Annotated in this window: 10 protein-coding genes; 3 read left to right on the top strand and 7 right to left on the bottom strand. The window is 47.7% G+C overall.

Features of this window, described 5'->3' with window-relative positions; genetic code table 11:
- The first annotated feature begins 41 nt into the window (after positions 1-41).
- Entirely contained in the window at positions 42-1,994 is a 1,953-nt protein-coding gene (locus tag IEX62_RS03170) for a methyl-accepting chemotaxis protein (protein WP_188773933.1), read from the top strand.
- Between the two features lie 420 nt (positions 1,995-2,414).
- Here the strand turns inward: IEX62_RS03170 and IEX62_RS03165 are convergent, their stop codons facing one another.
- The 6 genes from IEX62_RS03165 to IEX62_RS03140 form a co-directional block, all read right to left on the bottom strand.
- Entirely contained in the window at positions 2,415-3,755 is a 1,341-nt protein-coding gene (locus IEX62_RS03165) for a DRTGG domain-containing protein (RefSeq protein ID WP_188773932.1), read from the bottom strand.
- Positions 3,756-3,995: 240 nt separating this feature from the next.
- Complete coding sequence (locus tag IEX62_RS03160; RefSeq protein ID WP_188773931.1) at positions 3,996-4,346, bottom strand: YlbF/YmcA family competence regulator; 351 nt, start codon at positions 4,344-4,346, stop codon at positions 3,996-3,998.
- Positions 4,347-4,502: 156 nt separating this feature from the next.
- Entirely contained in the window at positions 4,503-5,189 is a 687-nt protein-coding gene (locus tag IEX62_RS03155; RefSeq protein ID WP_188773930.1) for an HAD family hydrolase, read from the bottom strand.
- Between the two features lie 275 nt (positions 5,190-5,464).
- Positions 5,465-6,826, bottom strand: a complete 1,362-nt coding sequence (locus IEX62_RS03150) for a hemolysin family protein (RefSeq protein WP_188773929.1) — start codon at positions 6,824-6,826, stop codon at positions 5,465-5,467.
- 96 nt (positions 6,827-6,922) lie between these two features.
- A complete protein-coding gene (gene yfkAB / locus IEX62_RS03145; RefSeq protein ID WP_188773928.1) occupies positions 6,923-8,056 on the bottom strand; it encodes a radical SAM/CxCxxxxC motif protein YfkAB in 1,134 nt (377 codons plus the stop codon).
- A gap of 100 nt (positions 8,057-8,156) precedes the next feature.
- Positions 8,157-9,611 carry a bifunctional metallophosphatase/5'-nucleotidase gene (locus IEX62_RS03140; protein WP_188773927.1) on the bottom strand — a complete coding sequence of 485 codons (1,455 nt, stop codon included), beginning with the start codon at positions 9,609-9,611 and terminating at the stop codon, positions 8,157-8,159.
- Between the two features lie 102 nt (positions 9,612-9,713).
- On the opposite strand from IEX62_RS03140, the gene IEX62_RS03135 reads away from it, so the two are divergent.
- Positions 9,714-10,457 (top strand): molybdenum cofactor biosynthesis protein, encoded by a 744-nt coding sequence (locus IEX62_RS03135; RefSeq protein ID WP_188773926.1) that lies wholly within the window; start codon positions 9,714-9,716, stop codon positions 10,455-10,457.
- 81 nt (positions 10,458-10,538) lie between these two features.
- Positions 10,539-11,576, top strand: coding sequence for an HD-GYP domain-containing protein (locus IEX62_RS03130; RefSeq protein ID WP_188773925.1), 1,038 nt, complete (start codon positions 10,539-10,541; stop codon positions 11,574-11,576).
- A 488-nt stretch (positions 11,577-12,064) separates the two neighbouring features.
- Here the strand turns inward: IEX62_RS03130 and IEX62_RS03125 are convergent, their stop codons facing one another.
- Positions 12,065-13,492, bottom strand: a complete 1,428-nt coding sequence (locus IEX62_RS03125; RefSeq protein ID WP_229685572.1) for an FAD-dependent oxidoreductase — start codon at positions 13,490-13,492, stop codon at positions 12,065-12,067.
- Positions 13,493-14,053: the final 561 nt, after the last annotated feature.

Raw genomic sequence — 14,053 nt, 5'->3', positions numbered from 1 at the left:
GTTCAAACAACATTCTCATGATGAGGACAGGGGATAACACGATGAAAAAACAGCTCATTATGATCGTATCGATCATTACGATTGTGCCATTGCTTGTATTCGGCGCTTTCAGCTTGATCAGTACGACCAACAAAATTCAGAAAGATGCCTACAGCATGAATGAGCAAAATGTAGAGCTGGTATTGCAAAAAGCACAAACACTCGTCAACACAGAGCTAGCGATGCTACAGCAGCTCGCAACCAATCCCGAATTAAAGCAATACAATCCCGAACAGCTGCCTCAGGTAAAAAATCTGCTTGCTCAAACGGCAGGGATTCACCCCGAGCTGCAAACGATCGTGTTCAGCAGTGTAAATGGTCAGCAAATCGCTAAAAACACAGACGCCGAACTGGACAATGTGAGCGATCGTGATTATTTCAAACAATTAGTTTCCACTCAAAAGCCAGTCATCTCTGATGTGATCGTCAGTAAATCGAGTGGGAAAAAGATTATAAATATCGTTTACCCGATCTTTGACAATGATAAAAAGCTGAGCGGATTGGTTCAATGCTCGCTTCCACTCGATACGATGAGTGATTATGCCAAGGAGTTCTCCACCAATGGGCAGACGGCGTATATCGCTGACCGCGCCGGGATTATTCTGGCACATCCAGATTCCAAACAGCTCGATGCTGATATCCATACTACCGCTGCTTTTCAGCAGGGCTCAGCAGGCAATCAGGGTACCGTAGAATCAGGAGCAGGTAGTGCGAAAAAGCTAGTCTCCTATGTGCATGACCCGATTACAGGCTGGACGGTATTTAGCGAGCAATCCTACAATGTCATCATGCAGGATTACTTCAAGCTGCTCTATAGCAGTATCATCATTATGGTCGTATCGCTGATCGCTGCGATCACAGCGGGCTATGTGTTCTCCAGCCGAATTGCCCGTCCGCTTCTGCAATTGGTCAAAGTGACCGAGTCAGTCGCTCAAGGTGATCTGACAACGACATGGGATATCAAAGCCAAGCATGAAGTCGGCGCGCTGTCGAATGCACTTGCTCGGATGACCTCCAGTCTGCGAGAGATCGTATCTCATTTAAAAGATACTTCTCTGCATCTGGCTTCATCCTCAGAGCAGCTCAATTCCAGCGCCAGTGAAACGTCAGAGGCTTCACAGCATATCGCAGAATCGATTCAGCAGGTAGCGACGGGTTCAGAGCGTCAATCCGAGCAGGTCGGACAGACCTCGGCAACGGTATATCGCATGGCAGATGGTATCGGGCATATCGCTGGCAGTGCTCAGCAGGTAGCTGCTACTGCGTCACTGACCTCCAGTAAAGTCAATGAAGGCGATGAAGCATTACAATCCGCTAGCCGTGAAATCAACAAGCTGCAAACGATCTTCGGTGAGCTATCCGGCTCGGTCGGTAGCCTGAGTCAGCATTCTCAAACGATCGGTGAAATTGTCGTTGCGATCGCTCAGATTGCCAAGCAAACGAATCTGCTATCGCTCAATGCAGGCATCGAAGCCGCTCGCGCAGGCGAGCATGGTAAAGGCTTTAGTGTCGTAGCAAAAGAAATTCGTAATCTAGCAGACGAAGCCTCCTCGTCTGCCAACCAGATTGGCTCACTGATCGATCGTATTCAATCGGAAATCGAAGCCGTGGTCAATAAAACAAATTCGGGTTCCCATGAGGTCGAGCATAGCATCCAGGCGGTACAAACTGCTGGCGCATCCTTCCAGCTCATTCGCAGCTATGTGAATGAAGTGGTAACAAGCATCGAAGGGGTATCCGAAGCTTCCTCCACGCTGTCTCAAGGCACCGAGCAGGTCATCCAATCGGTGAATCAGATGTCTGGCATTACAAGTGAAGCAGTAGGCGAGATCGAATCCGTCTCTGCCGCTACCGAGCAGCAGCTAGCAACGATGCAGGAAATCTCTGCTTCCTCGGCAATGCTGTCCAGTGTAGCAAATGATCTGAAAACGATGGTTGAACGCTTTAAAGTTTAATATGGTTATCATTTATCAACTATAATCGTATAAATACCTGAGCGAGCAATATCACTTGTACTTTGCTATATAGATGCACCTTATATCTTCAAAGTGTGGCGAGATGCCATGCTCTATTAAGCACTCTAATGACTTGTGACTGTACTCTATAGCTACACCGTATATCCTCAAAGTCTAACGATCTGCTTCACTCTATACAGAACCACATCATGCTTATACAAAAGGATGACCTCGGCTTGAGGTCATCCTTTTTTGCGTATAGCTATATCACGAGTAGCAGGCATGAACGTTTGAAGTGGCATGGAATAGTACACTTTTATTTCCGATAAAACCTTACTACTGTTACCTGTTATACCTGCTGCATAGAAAACAAATATTACTTTTTGTATCCAATGCTTTCTTTCCCTTAGCGATGATCGATTAGCCGTGATCGATCGATTGCAGTGTCAGCATCGACTTGGATACAGGCGCATTATCATACACGATCTCAATCTCCAGCTTATACGTACGTCGACTCGCCTCCAGCACGGTCGGACGAACGGTAATCGCATCCTCAATCTGAACCGGACGCAGGAAATAAGTCGACATATTATCGAGTACATAATCATTGCCAGTGAGCAGACGTGCTGTACGTACCGCTGCCTGAATCATGACGGAAATAAGAATCCCCTCGGAAATGTTGCCGAGCTGAGTCGCCATCTGCGGCGTAATGAATCCGTGGAAGAAGATCGTTCCCTCTTCATCCCGTTCCTCTGCAAAGCCATTCCAGATCAGATAATCAAATGTCTCCATCGTGCCTGCACTTGGCTCCTGCTGTGCATCACGCATCGCTTGCAGCACCTCACGACGTGTAATCGTGCCGATCAGCTTACGATTGCGATCGACAATCGGCAGGAAGTCGATCCCTTCCCACATCATCGTCTGAGCAGCTGATGCCAGTGATGTTTGCAGTGTTGCGGTGATCGGGCGACGAATAAGCACCTTTTCAATCGGCTGTCCTGGCGGAAGCTGTTCCATTTCCTTGCGTCCGATAATACCGATAATCCGGTTCCATTCATCCACGACAGCCAGTCGCAGATAGCCTGTCCGTTCTGCCATTTCGTAGAAGTCTTCGGCGGTACTTGAGGCTTTGAGCACGCCTGGCTTTGGCTTGCCAGCGATAATATCCTCCACCAGCATAATTTTCTTTTTAATCATCCGATCAAACAGCGCACGGTTAATCATCGATGCCACGGTGAACGTATCATGACGGGATAAAATAATCGGCAGTCCGCGTACATCTGCCTGTGCCTTCACCTCAGGGCTGGTGGTGAATCCACCTGTGATCAGCACGGCTGCACCATGCTCCAGCGCAAGCTGATGCGCATCCTCACGGTTACCGACAATAAGCAGGCTTCCCGCTTCGACATAGCGCATCATCGCATCCAGCTTCATCGCACCGATCGCATATTTTACAAGCGTCTTATCCAGACCACTGCTGCCACCGAGCACCTTACCATCGATAATATCGACCACATCAGAAAAGGTAAGCTGATCCGAGGCACCACGAGGTCGCTTCTCGATCCGTACTGTACCGATCCGTTCGCGGGTGACAACGATTCCCATATTTTCGGCTTCCTTCACGGCGCGATATGCTGTTCCTTCACTCACGCCCATCTGGCGTGCCAGCTTGCGGACGGAAATTTTAGAACCGATCTTTAACTTCTCAATATGCTGCAAAAGCTGCTCATGCTTGGTAATAGATTCATCATGTTCCTGCAACTGTAGCACCACCTTTCCGTAGCTGTATTACTGTTTTTCCATTATAGCATAAAAAAGGAACGCAATCTCACCCTATGTTGGGTGAAATGCGTTCCTTTATTCATTAACAGCTAGGCTAAGAAGCGATAGATTATCGTAGCAGGAGAAGCTATAACATGAAAATATAACCACCATACACTTCTTTCCTGCTATCTACTATGCCACTGTTATACTTTGCTATGCAGTGATGAATGCAACAGATTATTGCTCAGGACCACCGTACAGATGGCTCAGGCTATCTGTGATAATTTTGTTAATATCTTCAATAATCGTGCTCAGACGTTGCTCGGCATCAAACAGACGACGGATGTTGAGGTTCAGGTTCAACACCTCAAACAGCTTCTCCATTTGTTCCATTTCTTCCGGGTTTGGCATATCGCCAGACATCATACGCTGTTGAACCTCGATCTGACGCGCACGGAAATCATCCAGCATACGCTTGCTCTCTGGATCAGCCTCGATCAGTTGCATCGCTGCTGTAATATCCGTAACTTCCTTGCTATCACGAATCGCGCTGGATAGCTCATTAGCCTTGTCATAAATGTTTGTCATTATAAGCCCCACTTTCCGATACAGCCGCATCACCTTATGGATACGGATGTTCGTTATTTTATGCTTAAAAGCCTGTCTTCAAGCATCAGACAGCACAGGCGCAAGCACATCCTATACAGGTTAACTGATTTGCTGTCAGAAGTAAAACAGGTGTACTCACTTCGCTTTATTAAACACATCCAGCAACTGCTCAAACGATGTGATGATAACATCCGCTCCGGCGAGCTCACTATCATCCCCAAAATCTGCATAACGACACCCGATTACCGGCTGTCCATTTCCTTTTCCTGCCTCCATATCAGACGAACGGTCACCGACCATCCATGCACTTTGTAGTCCATGCTGCTCCATGAGCAGACGTACCAGCTCCGTTTTCGTTTCTGTCTGATATTCACCTGCGCTATACACACCATCCAGCAGTCGATCCAGCTGATGCACCCGAGTAATCCCTTTCACATAGCCCTCTAATCCATTACTGGCGATAAATAAACGGACACCCTGCGCGTGTAGCGTCTCTAATGTCTCCTCTACGTGTGGATACAGACGGGACAGCCCTTCCTCCATAAATTGTAGCTGTAGCTCCAGCAATAGCTCATTCGCACGATCCACCGTCTGACGGCTTGCCCCTGGCATCACGCGCGCCCAGATGTCCTCTAGCAGCATGCCGAGTGAGCCCAATATAATCGACTCTGGCGGCGTCTCGCCTTCGTATAACCCTTCACTGCGAAGCTGTTCAAATGTACGATGATATGCAGGTAGCAATACCGTTTCCGTTTCAAACAAGGTTCCATCCATATCAAACATCATCGCCTGCGGCTTGTGCAATACCGATTGATTGTGCATTCGATCGACTCCTTTTTGTCTGTATTCATCATTGCAGTGCTTATCATTACTATCTGTCTTAATTACAGTTTATGTCGTTGTCGTCTCGATCCGTATCATCTATCTCGCTTTGTTATGTACGATTATAATGTTATAGCAGTTTGGAAAATAAGACAGGTGCGGCAACAATAACCGCACCTGTGTATGATGTTCAGCATCCATACTATGAACGCCTTTTTATAGCTTAAAGGACTTTATATCTTGAGCCCAACATGGTTCACCATAGCCTACAAAACCTACGACGGGCTCGCTTCACCCTTCTCTTCGCCTTCAGACTCTTCTTCTGGCTCAGGCAATGGATGAATATTCACGCGCATAATGCGAAGACGCTCCGATTCAGCCACTTCAAAGACTACGCCATCGACCTCGACCGTCTTCCCATTTTCCGGTACGCCTTCAAGCTCCTTGAACATCCAGCCGCCGATCGAATCGACCTCGTCATCGTCGATTTCTACGCCGGCAAGCTCATTCACATCTTCAATCAGCATCCGTCCATCCACCGAGATGATATCACCAATACGTTCCACATCTGGACGCTCATCCTCGAACTCATCATACAGCTCGCCGACGATCTCCTCCAGAATCTCCTCTGCTGTCAGCAAGCCGGCTGTACCGCCGTATTCATCGACAACAAGGGTCATCTGAGCATGATTTTTCTGCATCAGCTGTAGTACGTGACTGATCTCCATCGATTCCGGCACATTCAGGATCGGTCTTGCCAGTGCAGCCAGATCATACGGCTGATTGACCGGTGAGAGAAGCACATCGGTAATATGTATGAAGCCGATAATCCGATCCTTATCCTCTACAGCAACCGGATAACGAGAATGCTTCGTTTCCTGAATGATTGCGAGATTTTCCTCTTTGGATAGATTCGTATACAGGCAATTCATATCGGTACGTGGCAGCATGACTTCACGGGCAAGCAGGTCGGAAAATTCAAAAATATTGTTCACCAGCTCAATCTCGCCCTCATCCATAATCCCGCTCTTTGCGCTCTGATTCATGAGAATACGAATCTCTTCCTCTGAGTGGGCACCATCCGCCTCACTGGCTGGCTCGATTCCGACTGCACGCAACACTGCATTCGCAGCGACATTGAGTAACCAGATGAATGGGAAGAACACACGGTAAAAGAACAACAGTGGCGCCGACAATGCAAGCGATACGCCGTCTGTCCGCTGAATCGCAAGCGATTTGGGCGCGAGCTCGCCCAGCACGATATGAAGGAACGTAATGACTGCGAATCCAATAATGACCGAGATCGTCGCAATCAGCGTACCATCGGTAAATCCAAGCTTATACATGAGCGGCTCTAAAAGCAGCTCCGATATAGCTGGCTCTCCGATCCAACCAAGCCCAAGTGAAGCCAGCGTAATACCGAACTGCGTCGCCGATAAATAGGCATCCAGCTTACTGTTTACCTTGAGCGCATAGCCAGCCAATCGATTGCCTTCGCTTTGCAGCTCGGTAAGCCGGGAATGACGCACCTTCACAAGCGCAAACTCCGCCGCGACGAAAAATCCATTTAAAAATACAAGTATAAATACAAGAGCCAAATTGAGTATTAAATTACCTAGCTCAAACTCATGCTCCAACCAGAACGCCCCATTTCTCGGATATATGGTACAGCAGCCACAAATCACCGCCGGAGCCCATACATGGCGTACCGACGTCCGCTAGCTATGCGGCTTTTACAGTATCGCTCTGCGTGATTTGAAGTCGGTTCCTTTGTAGTACATATCCGCAACGAGCAGATTCGGACCACAGCAGGCGGCTGCATCGCAATGACAGTTGACCTGCTGATTCAGCGGATGATTATTGCTCCATTCGCCGAAAATATCATCCAGCTTGTGCTCATGAATGTTGCCAAACGCAGGAATGGCAGCAAAGTCCGTTACAAATACATCTCCAGTAAACATATTCACATTCACTCGATTACGACCATCTGGATCATTACGTACCGTCACATTCGGTTCATTCCGCAGACGTGCGACCAGATCACGATCTGCTTTACCTGGATTACAGCTGAAAAATGGCAATGTGCCAAACAGCATCCATAGCTCAGGATCACGGTGATCCAGCAAATCATGAATAGCTGTCCGGAAATCATCCAGCGCCAGCACCGGCAGGCTTGCCGCAAAATCAGCCGCATACATCGGATGCACCTCATGGCGCTTACAGCCCATTTCACGAATAAGACGATGAATCTCTGGTAGCTTACGATGCGTACGGTAGTTAATCATCGACTCTGCCGAAATGAACATGCCGGCATCGCTTAACTTGCGTGTGTTCTCCATCATGGTGTCATACATCCGTACAGCCGCTTCGCGTGGAACAGGATGCCCACTATTCGCAAAGCCAACCTCATGGAAGTCATCTGGCGATGTATAGTTAAACGAGATATGCATCACGTCAAGATAAGGCAACATAGGCTCATAACGACCGATATCCAGCGTCAGATTGGAGTTAATCTGCGAACGTACTCCACGCTCACGCGCATAGCGAAGCAAAGGGATAATTACCTCGTCTACCGTCTTCTTACGGAAGGTCGGCTCACCACCGGTAATACTGATCGTCTTGAGATTCTCTACCTCATCCAGACGCTTCAGCATCAACGGCAATGGAATCATATCCGGCTCACGCATCACAAGCGAATCGCCGACGGCGCAGTGCTCACAGCGCATATTGCACAGATTCGTTACGGTCATCTCAACACTGGTGAGTGTATGTTTTCCATACTGGCGAAGTGATTGCAACGGGTCCCACGGATCATTACTTGGAGAAAGCTCCTTGAGTGGCCACTCACTTCTGTGTATTACTGTCATTTGTTTTTCACCTTATTTCATGTATTAACCCCAAACCGGTCCGTTCATAACGAGTGTCATGCACATCAATTATGCAATTGTTGGTACAAGGTCCTATTTATCATAACATAAACCAGCGAGGTTCGGCAGAGACATCGATCGCACCCGGTGTTTGTAGCTCGGTACGCAGCAGATCGCGAATAAATTCGGACAGCATATACGATACACTCGTGCTCTCGCTGAGCGACTCATAGCCGATACGGAAGGTAAACATATCCAGTGTGCCTACGCTGTATTCACGCTCGTCCTCCAGCGGTTCTCCAGCTGTTGTCGTAATCGATACGATACGATCATACGGCGCACGATTCGGGTCATATTGAATGGTCAGACCATCCACACACAGACAACCAAGCACCTTCCCTCGAAAACCAAAGCCCATAATCGCTCGACCGGTAAATTCCGGTAGCAGCGACTGCTCCAATGCAAGACGAATGCTGCGTCCCTTTAATAAGGTCTGGCTTGGATTGATCGGCGATGGACAGAGACGATGAAGCAGTGCCTCGCTGATCTCGCCTGCTGGCAGCGGCCCTAGCCATTGCCCTGCATTCACAATCGACAGCTCGGTTCCCGTATAGCGACGAACTGCCTGTGCAAGCAGATTGCCCAGCGGCGATTCATGCTCATAACCAATCTCCAGTGGCTCCTTTAGAATGGCTACTGTGCGACTCATGCGCTCTGCAGCGCGCTCTCGATGCAGTGCAATCGCCGACTCGATACGTTCATCGCGCGGCATATTTTCATCGGCTGTCGGAATCAGTCCTCCGTCCAGCAGCTTGGGACGTCCGCCATCGACTGCTTTTTGCCAGCACATATGTCCCATATAATGTCCAAACTTACCTGCGGCACCGATGACCGTATGACCGATCCACAATGGACGCTCCAGCACATGATGACTGTGCCCACCTAGAATCACATCCAGCTGTGGTAATTGCTCGGCAAGCCGCTGATCGGTAGACAGTCCCAGATGCGACATGAGTACAAGCAGATCGACCTGATCGCGTAGCTCACGTACAAGCGGCTCCAGACAGCGAGCCGGCTCATCCACGTCCCAGCCTAGCAGCTCATAAAAGTCCCCATATTGCGCAGTTGCACCGACAAGACCGATTCTCCAGCCGCCTTTTTCGATGATGCGATGGGTCTGCATCCATACTGGAGGCTGTCCGGTTGCATGCTCAGTCACATTAGAACAGACAACAGGACACAGAATACCGGCATACGCCTGATTCAAAATAGCCGATGTATAGGTAAGTCCTTCATTATTACCGATGGTGATTGCATCGTATTGGTTTAAGTTTAAAATATCAACGTTTGCGGCTCCTTCCGAGCCTTCTGTCTCCGGTGACATTCGATCCATATGATCGCCAATATCGAGCAGTACGACATGCTCCGGTCCATAACGCTCCCGATAATCGTTCGCAATCGCCGCCAGAATGCCCATATTTTCAAAATGGCTATGAATATCATTGGTATGAAGTAGGGTAATGGTATCATTAGAAGTTCGTTGATCTCTGCTCATCGGGCAGCTCCTTCCGGTCATTGTATTTCTTTTCACATCATGAACGTGTGAATATGATAAGATGAAATTGGATAAATCTATCGTTTGGAGGTCGTTACTTTTATGCAGTATACCATTAAATTGTTCGCAGGGCTTGCCGAACGGATCGGGCAGACTGAGATCACCTTGAACATCACCTCCGCAACGGATGGAGACAGTGGATCGTGTACCGTAGCCGATCTTAAAGCTGCGCTCACATCCCAATACCCCGAAGCCGCTCAGGCGATTGCACACTCATTCGCTGCTGTTAATCAGGAGTATGCTTCTGTCGATAATAATATTAAACCAGAGGATGAGATTGCTCTAATTCCTCCCGTATCCGGTGGCTCTGGAGCCAATCAGAATAGTGCACAGACCGAGGATGGGCTGTTTGTCATCACTTCACTCGCCCTATCTGCGGAAGAGGTTGTTGCCAAGGTGAGCGATAATAATCATGGTGCCACGATCGCCTTTATCGGAACAACACGCGAAATGACTGGAGATATGCAGACGACGTATCTGGAATACGAGGCTTACGTGCCGATGGCATTGTCTGAGCTACAAAAGATCGGTCAGCATATTGCCAAGCAATGGCGGGGTAGCCGCTGTGCAATCAGTCATCGCATCGGTGCGGTAGGTATTGCCGAAACAAGTGTCATTATCGCCGTCTCCTCTGCTCATCGAAACGATGCGTATGAAGCGAGTCGCTTTGCCATTGAACGCTTAAAAGAAACCGTACCGATCTGGAAAAAGGAAATGTGGGCAGACGGCTCAGAATGGAAAGGTGTACAGACTGGCCCCTGGAATCCTGTCCAACCAAAGTCTTAATTTCTCAAGTATTTTTTGATTGTGATCAATTTTTTTTCTTGATATGATAAACGTATTATTCATCTACGGAGGTGCCCCGCATTGAGAGTACATGTGACCGATTTAAAGCCGGGAGATACACTATCAAGCGACACATTTAACTCATTCGGCATTCACATTATGCAAAAGGGCCATACTCTCCATTCCAGTGATATCAGTAAATTGCTACAGCTTGGTGTGGACTACGTGACAATTGAAAATACACCTGTAGCTTCTTCCGTCCCCTCTGCTCCTCATACGCTTGAGCAGGCTAAGGTCAAATTCGATGCCGCTCTTGAAGGGTTTGAGAATCTTTTCCTGAGTGCAGCGGCACGCGGAGAGTTTGACGGAAGTCAGGTTGATGATATGCTGGAGCCGCTCATGGAGGAGCTTCACACCCAAAAGGATGTTGTTTCAGTGCTATTCGTGCTGAATGACACGAACAATTATACGTATACCCATTCTCTACAGGTTGGTATGCTATCCTACTATCTGGCAGTATGGCTAGGCTATACAGAGCAGGAAGCCTATCTGGCTGGACGTGCAGGCTATCTACACGATGTAGGCAAGGCACAGGTACCCGCCGATATTCTGAATAAACCGGGTAAGCTAACTGCCGAGGAATTTGAATGGATGAAAAAGCATACCATCTTCGGTCATGATCTGATTATGAAATCGACTGGAGACGAATTAAGCGCCCTTGTTGCCCTACAGCATCATGAGCGTGCCGATGGAAAAGGCTATCCGCATCAGCTCATTTTGGATGATATTCATCCGTACTCACGCATTGTAGCTGTCGCTGATATCTACAGCGCGATGACGACCAATCGTGTGTATCAATCCAAGCAAGAGCTGCTCAAGGTACTCAAGGAGCTGCACCGTATGAGCTTCGGTCAGCTACATCCCGAATCGACTCAAACCTTCATCCGTCATATGCTGCCGAATATGATTGGCAAACATGTGAAGCTGAATTCTGGTGAAACCGGGAAAATTATTATGACCAATCCGTCTGATTACTTCCGTCCACTGATCGAGACGAAGCAAGGCTTTAAAGATCTGGCAATCGAGACGGAGCTGGAGATTGAGGATATTTTCCTGTAAATGTTCAACTCTTGCGTATCCGTCGCAATGCTTCGATTTATGAATTCAACTCATACAGACTCAAAACTCGTATAACAGCTAGACGATGCAGGCCTTCCTACTTTGCGACTGCTAATGACTTTACACCAGTGCTATCCAGCTCGACGATTATTTTCTCAGTCAGCCTTAAAAATCGTCACAGCTGAACAGCAATCATTTCTGAGCAGTCATGTCTGAATAGAAAATATTAGCACGCTGAGTGATGGAGCATGTACGCAATAGGTTTGAAGCACGCATGAGCTTGTACCAACAACAGAACACCCGCTATCCTTCTGAGGAGGACAGCGGGTGTTTTCATTTTGTCGCCAGATTAGCTATAGATTCTTAGGTAATGTAGTTCATAATGATCGATGTAGGGTACAACAAAGACTCGATTACCACCTTCATCTTACGATATCGAAGGCTGCATTTGCCTATTGAATGTATACACATCCGTTTATACTGTTCTGCTATTTTAACGAGATACGATACTCTGTGCGTAAATAATCATGAATATGCTCAAAATCCTCTTTCGTCAGATCGCGCAGCTTTTTCTCCTTGCCCTCTCGTCCGAGAATAATGCCGATCGTCTGGGCTGCCAGCGCTGTTGTTGGCGTAATTCGTGCGCTACCATATGCCTTGATCGAGGCACCGATATTTTTACCGGCGACCAGCACATTATCATAATCCTTCAATTCAAATGAACGCAGTGGGATACCATACGCATCTGGCTTGCCGTAGCCTTTACCAGTCGGCACCTCGCGTGTTCCCTGCACATCAAGTGGATATCCGCCAATGCTCACATTATCCCAGAACATGGTGCTGTTCATCAGATCGTCAGCTTGAAGCACATAATCTGTTTCATAACGATTGTAATCACGAATGTATAGATAATCGGGAAAGCCATTGAGCTCCGCATGTTTGTAACCGGGAATATTTTCACGCAAAAATTCCAGCACACGCGGTGCCTCTGCTCTGCCTTTGGCAATTGCCTTTTGCACCGATTCAGGATTGGATGGGTCGACATCATAGATGAGCAAAGCGTTGATAATGACCTCGCCATCCTTCTGATAAGTAGAGTTGATGCCGCGCAGCTTGAGCTGTGAATCGGCGATCTGGAACTTATCCGTAATCTTATTAAAGCCTGTACCAAAATCATAATCAACATACGTATTGGTACCATATTTGGCTTCCAGTCGAGTTAGTGGGTAGTCCAGCAGCGTTGCACTGTGCAGAGCAAGCCAGTCCACATGCTTGAATCTGAGCATATACGTGGCTGCCATATATTCAGGCTTGCTTGCATGGCCACTAAAGATCGATTCCACACCTGGAATTCGCTTCGCATCCAGCTGTGAGGTTAAAGCAGCATAATCGGTATTTTCCACAAAGTAGCGCGCTCCTACCGTATGCTGGCTACCATCCTGCTCGGTATAGGTAATGCTGTCGACCTTATGCATACTGCCCTGCTGATCCTGCTGAATATGCCCTAGCTTAATCCCACTTTTTAAAGGAATCCCTTCGACTAATCCATCATAATACTTGATAAAATCCTGCTCTTTACGAATTTCGCCGCCATTATAAGCGTTATATAGCTTCTTCATCTCACCCTGCACAAGGCTGATTTTCTTATTGTTATTCGGCTCATCCAGCACCAGCATCTGACCTTGAAGCAGCTGACCGCCCGGCTTCTCGCGCGGATCAAGAATGAGCACCTTCTGCCCTTCATCATGCGCAGCCTTTGCCATTAATACACCTTCGATCTCACTGCCAATCAGCACAAGATCGTACTGCTCATCGATAGTAGGAGCAGGCTCAGCTGCTTGTTCTTCCGCTGTAGAATTCGATGTCGTACCCGTACCACCTGTAGCTGATTCATTAGCTCCTATGGAAGGGGGCACTGATCCTCTTATACTCATATATCCAACATAGCTACCTGCCAGCACGAGAACTAACAGCACTGCACATAGCCCTATTATGTATCGTCGCATTCTGTTCTTCTTTTGCATCTGCTGTCTGTTGCCTGATCTCAGTCGTTCACTTCTTGTTTTCAATGAATGTCGTACCACCTTGCTGCAATATAGTTAAAATGGGGAAATGGGCAACATTGTCTCTGCATCTGTCGAGCCTGAGCTGACATGTATCTATAGATAGGTATAGATAGGCTCTCTGTACAGGTTAACGTTCCAAGCTCATGCTCGTCAACTGTATCAGAGCAATCACGCTACTTGATCTTAACAAAAAGACTGCCTCCAAGCGAGTGCATAGCACATCATCCTGAAAGGCAGTCTTACCAAACGATCAACACGATCAACGAATAGCCTGCTAGCCCTTCTATACTCCACTATCGGTTATACGGACTACACAACTACAGCATTCCATAATAAAACCCATCCATTATGAGCAATGCCTACTATAATCATAACTCACGATCAATCGAATACATGATTTCAACCATTAAT

The sequence above is a fragment of the Paenibacillus hunanensis genome (assembly GCF_014645615.1).
Classification (GTDB): Bacteria; Bacillota; Bacilli; order Paenibacillales; family Paenibacillaceae; genus Saccharibacillus; species Saccharibacillus hunanensis.
Note: the sequence above shows the minus strand (reverse complement) of the source record. Positions and strands in the feature narration are given on the sequence as shown.

Bases quoted from the DNA above. Each gene is read 5' to 3' on its own strand.
- IEX62_RS03135 (WP_188773926.1), top strand. From the start codon at position 9,714: ATGCAGTATACCATTAAATTGTTCGCAGGGCTTGCCGAACGGATCGGG.
- yfkAB (WP_188773928.1), bottom strand. From the start codon at position 8,056: ATGACAGTAATACACAGAAGTGAGTGGCCACTCAAGGAGCTTTCTCCA.
- IEX62_RS03160 (WP_188773931.1), bottom strand. From the start codon at position 4,346: ATGACAAACATTTATGACAAGGCTAATGAGCTATCCAGCGCGATTCGT.
- IEX62_RS03155 (WP_188773930.1), bottom strand. From the start codon at position 5,189: ATGCACAATCAATCGGTATTGCACAAGCCGCAGGCGATGATGTTTGAT.
- IEX62_RS03140 (WP_188773927.1), bottom strand. From the start codon at position 9,611: ATGAGCAGAGATCAACGAACTTCTAATGATACCATTACCCTACTTCAT.
- IEX62_RS03170 (WP_188773933.1), top strand. From the start codon at position 42: ATGAAAAAACAGCTCATTATGATCGTATCGATCATTACGATTGTGCCA.